We start from the raw sequence: 4,217 nt of genomic DNA, 5'->3' as shown, positions 1-4,217 counted from the left end.
CACGCAATGAGTTAGGCCCGGACTGGCCGACTACCAATCAACACAGTCCGGGCACCCTCCTACAGGAAGGCGCGTACAGCGTATGAGACACATCGAGCAGCCCGAGCCGAAAAGGGACCGTTATGGCAGACCACTCGTGGACGGTGACCCGTACACGCGCGCGTCAACCCTGGCGAAAGCACTAGACGACACGTCCAACCTCATTAAGTGGAAGGCCCGCACGACCGCGCTCGGGCTGGCGAAGTCGCCTGACCTGATCGCGCTCGCGTCCACCGCCACCGGGGATGAGCGGTCGAAGCTGAACGAGATCGTTGACAAGGCGTGTGATCGTGCCGGCGGGGACTCCGGTCGGGATATGGGGACCGCGATTCACTCGGTCTCGGAGATCCTGGATTACGGCCAGCCGACTGACGGGCTGCCCGTTGGACTGGTCGCCGATGGCGAGGCGTATCAGTCAGCGTGCCAGCGGTTCGGCCTGACTCCTGTCTGTGGCGAGATGTTCGTCGCTAACAAGCGGATGCAGGTCGCCGGATCGTTCGACCGGTTGTTGATGGACTCCTCGGGTCGGACGTTCATTGGCGACTTGAAATCTGGGAAGCTGGGCGAGTCGCCGGACTACAAGGCGAAGTTCTCCGCGGTCTCCTGGTCGATCCAGCTCGCGATCTACGCGAACAGTCGACCGTATCCGGGACGGTGGCGGTCCTGGTCACAACTGGACCTGACCCCGCCGGACAAGACGCGCGGCATCATCTTCCACATTCCTCGCGGGTCAGGTGTCTGCAACGTGATCGAGGTCGACCTCGTCGCCGGGCTCGCCGCTGCGAAGGTCGCCGCTCAGGTCAGGGATCTGCGCAAGTCGAACCCGTCCACGATCCGAGGTGCCGCATGAAGATTCACGAAGCCCTCGCGAACGTCATGGCAGACGTCCAGTCTGTGTCAAAGTCGGAGCGGAACACGCATCAGAACTTCAGCTTCCGCGGCATCGACGCCGTCCTCAACGCTGTAGGTCCGGCATTCCGCAAGCACGGCGTCATCGTGCTGCCCGAGGTGACGGACTACACCTACTCCCAGTTGGAGATCGGCACCAAACGCACCCTCTCGGGTCACGCCATGTTGACGGTCCGGTTCACGTTCGTCGGACCTGAAGGCGACACGCTCTCGGCCACTGTCGCCGCTGAAAGCATGGACTCCGGCGACAAGGCCACAGCAAAGGCCATGAGCGTCGCTCTGCGGACCGCGCTACTCCAGTCGCTGTGTCTGCCTACCGACGAACCCGACCCTGACCACAGCACATACGAGCGGTCGGGAAGGTCACGCCAGGAGTCGCCGGTCGAGGTCACCGATCCGATCTCGGAGGCGATCGTCCGGGCCGAGTCGGTCGAGCAACTGGACCATCTCGTCGCGGCGATCAAAGAGTCTCAAGACCCGAGCAAGTACCGGGATCTGTGGGCGCGACGCCACCGGGAGTTGACATGAGCTACGCGGAGTTCCTGAAGCGTAAGAGCCTCGGGTTCCAAGGCGTCGGGATTCCCTGCGAACCCGAGGACGTATCCGAAGACCTCTTCGAGTTCCAACGGCAGATGGTCGCCTGGGCTGTCCGCAAAGGCTGCGCAGCGATCTGGGCCGACACCGGCCTAGGCAAGACTCGAATGCAGGTCGAGTGGGCGCGCATCGTCACCGCTGACGGTGGCCGGGCGCTCATCCTCGCACCGCTGGCAGTCGCGTCACAGACGGTCGAGGAGGCTGAACGTATCGGCGTGGACGTCACCTACGTCCGCGACCAGGCCGAAGCCGACCGGACACCTAGCCGGATCGTCATCACCAACTACGACCGGCTACACCTGATCGACCCCGGCGCATATCGGGCCGTCGTATTGGATGAGTCGTCAATCCTCAAGTCGTTCTCAGGGTCCACCAAACGGGCCCTGGTCCACGGATTCGACGCCACCCATTACCGGCTGTCGTGCTCGGCCACACCGGCACCGAACGATATTCAAGAGCTCTGCAACCATGCCGACTTCCTCGGCGTCATGTCGCCGCAGGAGATGCGCTCCACGTTCTTCATCGCGGACAACCGCGGCGAGTTCATGCGCTATCGACTCAAAGGCCACGCTAAAGACGCGTTCTATCGGTGGATGTCCTCATGGGCGATCGCCTGCCGGACACCGTCGGATCTCGGGTATGACGACGACGGCTACATTCTCCCGCCGCTGTCGATCGACTCCGTGATCGTGGACACGGACTGGGTGCCCGAGGACGTGCTATTCACGGCGAAGCTAGAAGGCATCACGCAACGTTCACAAGTGCGTAAGGCGACCCTGGAACAGCGCGTACAGGCAGCGGTGGAACTGGTCGCCGGGGAACCCGACGAACAATGGCTCTTGTGGTGCGGACTCAACGATGAGGCCGACGCGCTGACTGCTGCAATACCCGACGCCGTGCAGGTCGCCGGTTCGGATGACTCCGAGGTGAAGTCCGCGCGCCTATCGGACTTCGCACACGGGCGTATCCGGGTCCTCGTGACCAAGCCGTCCATAGCCGGTATGGGACTCAACTTCCAGACCTGCGCCCGAATGGCGTTCGTCGGACTGTCGGACTCGTATGAGGCCTACTACCAGGCCATCCGTAGGTGTTACCGCTTCGGTCAGACCCGACCCGTACATGCGTGGGTCGTCCTGTCCGCACCCGAGTCGACGATCTACAACAACGTCCTCGACAAGGAACGCATAGCACAGGAAACGTCCCGCGGGCTAGTCGCCGCTGTCGCCGATCACAACCGCTCCGAACTGTTCGCCGGCACTTCCAAAGGCGACAACTACGAGCCCACCCTCACCCCGCCCATGCCCGCATTCCTGGAGGTCTGCAATGTCTGAACCGTTCGCAATGGACTACGCCCAAGGCAACAACTGGATGCTCTACAACGGCGACTCCTCCGAGGTGCTGCCCAACCTTCCCAGCAACTCCGTGGACCTGGCGCTGTTCTCTCCGCCGTTCTCCTCCACCTACACCTACTCGCCGTCAATCCGCGACCTCGGCAACGTCGGGTCAGACGAGGAGTTCTGGGCGCAGTTCCAGTACATCACTGACGAGCTGCTGCGCATCGTCAAACCGGGGCGACTGGTTGCGATGCACGTCGCGAACCTGCCCGCCTATGAGAACACTCACGGGGCGAGCGGTCGACGGGACTTCCGAGGGGACACGATTCGCCACTTCGAGCAGGCCGGGTTCATCTACCACTCTGAGATCACGATCGACAAGAACCCGCAGGCCCAGGCGATCCGCACCCATTCCAAGGGCTTGCTGTTCGTCCAGTTGCAGCGGGACTCTGCGGCTATGTGGCAGGCGTGGGCGGACTACGTCGTCGTCATGCGGACACCGGGCAAGAACGCCGAACCCATCGCCACGGAACTGACACAAGAGGAGTGGATCGAATACGCCCGGCCCGTCTGGTACGGGATTCGGGAGACGGACGTCCTCGGGGTGTCCCAGGCCCGCGAATCCGACGACGAACGGCACCTCTGCCCACTTCAACTACCCGTCATCGAGCGGTGCGTCAAGCTCTGGTCAGGTAAGGGCGAGGTCGTGCTGTCCCCGTTCGCCGGAATCGGCTCCGAGGGCTACGGGGCGATCCTGCAGAATCGCAAGTTTATCGGCGTGGAACTGAAACCGGCCTACTTCCGCGTCGCTGCTCGCAACCTGGCCGCCGCCGAACGCGGCAACGACCAGCTCGACCTCTTCGCAGCGTTGGAAGCCGAGTCGGCGTGAACTTCACCGACATCGTCGACGCGATCGAGCAGGAACGCGCACGACAAGAGGAACTGTGGAATCGCGATCACCATTGGGGCACTGGTGACTGCTCATCACCGGCGGTCCCGATGATCGTCAAGGCCGTCGTCCTCGGGGAGGAATGCGGCGAGGTTATGCAGGCCGTACTCGACCTCGACGACGACGCGCTACGAACGGAGCTGGTACAGGTCGCGGCGGTCGCTGTGGCGATTCTGGAGGGCCTGTGAAGGCCAACGACGTCGCCGCCAACCTCGCGCAACTGTCCCGCGAACTCGTGGAACTACTGCGGGATTATGAGGCGTATAACCAGCAAGCCAGGCGGTACATGGTCACCTACAAGCGCGACTACGCCGAGGCGTTCCTGAAAGCCGAAGGACCGCTAGAGGTTCGGAAACAACAGGCCACGCGGGACACGATCAACCAGCTCCTCG

6 protein-coding genes are annotated in these 4,217 nt (G+C 62.9%); all 6 read left to right on the top strand.

Translation table 11 applies throughout. The features are described from left to right. Positions 1–136 precede the first annotated feature (136 nt). Positions 137–889 carry a hypothetical protein gene (locus tag KAZ48_11115; protein ID MBP7973338.1) on the top strand — a complete coding sequence of 251 codons (753 nt, stop codon included), beginning with the start codon at positions 137–139 and terminating at the stop codon, positions 887–889. Further along, positions 886–1,476 carry an ERF family protein gene (locus KAZ48_11110; protein ID MBP7973337.1) on the top strand — a complete coding sequence of 197 codons (591 nt, stop codon included), beginning with the start codon at positions 886–888 and terminating at the stop codon, positions 1,474–1,476. Before KAZ48_11115 ends, KAZ48_11110 begins: the two co-directional genes overlap by 4 nt. Beyond that, positions 1,473–2,873, top strand: a complete 1,401-nt coding sequence (locus KAZ48_11105; protein MBP7973336.1) for a DEAD/DEAH box helicase — start codon at positions 1,473–1,475, stop codon at positions 2,871–2,873. The genes KAZ48_11110 and KAZ48_11105 overlap by 4 nt, the downstream gene beginning before the upstream one ends. Then, positions 2,866–3,765 (top strand): site-specific DNA-methyltransferase, encoded by a 900-nt coding sequence (locus KAZ48_11100; GenBank protein MBP7973335.1) that lies wholly within the window; start codon positions 2,866–2,868, stop codon positions 3,763–3,765. The genes KAZ48_11105 and KAZ48_11100 overlap by 8 nt, the downstream gene beginning before the upstream one ends. Then, positions 3,762–4,013, top strand: a complete 252-nt coding sequence (locus KAZ48_11095) for a hypothetical protein (protein MBP7973334.1) — start codon at positions 3,762–3,764, stop codon at positions 4,011–4,013. The genes KAZ48_11100 and KAZ48_11095 overlap by 4 nt, the downstream gene beginning before the upstream one ends. Beyond that, a partial coding sequence (locus tag KAZ48_11090) for a hypothetical protein (GenBank protein MBP7973333.1) occupies positions 4,010–4,217 on the top strand: 208 nt, incomplete at its 3' end. The genes KAZ48_11095 and KAZ48_11090, both read left to right, overlap by 4 nt.

Source organism: Candidatus Nanopelagicales bacterium (genome assembly GCA_018003655.1).
Lineage (GTDB): Bacteria > Actinomycetota > Actinomycetes > S36-B12 > UBA10799 > JAGNDY01.
The sequence above is the reverse complement of the archived record's forward strand: the minus strand, read 5'-3'. Positions and strand labels throughout refer to the sequence as shown.

Coding starts and splice junctions, on each gene's coding strand:
- KAZ48_11110 (MBP7973337.1), top strand. CDS start 886: ATGAAGATTCACGAAGCCCTCGCGAACGTCATGGCAGACGTCCAGTCT.
- KAZ48_11105 (MBP7973336.1), top strand. CDS start 1,473: ATGAGCTACGCGGAGTTCCTGAAGCGTAAGAGCCTCGGGTTCCAAGGC.
- KAZ48_11100 (MBP7973335.1), top strand. CDS start 2,866: ATGTCTGAACCGTTCGCAATGGACTACGCCCAAGGCAACAACTGGATG.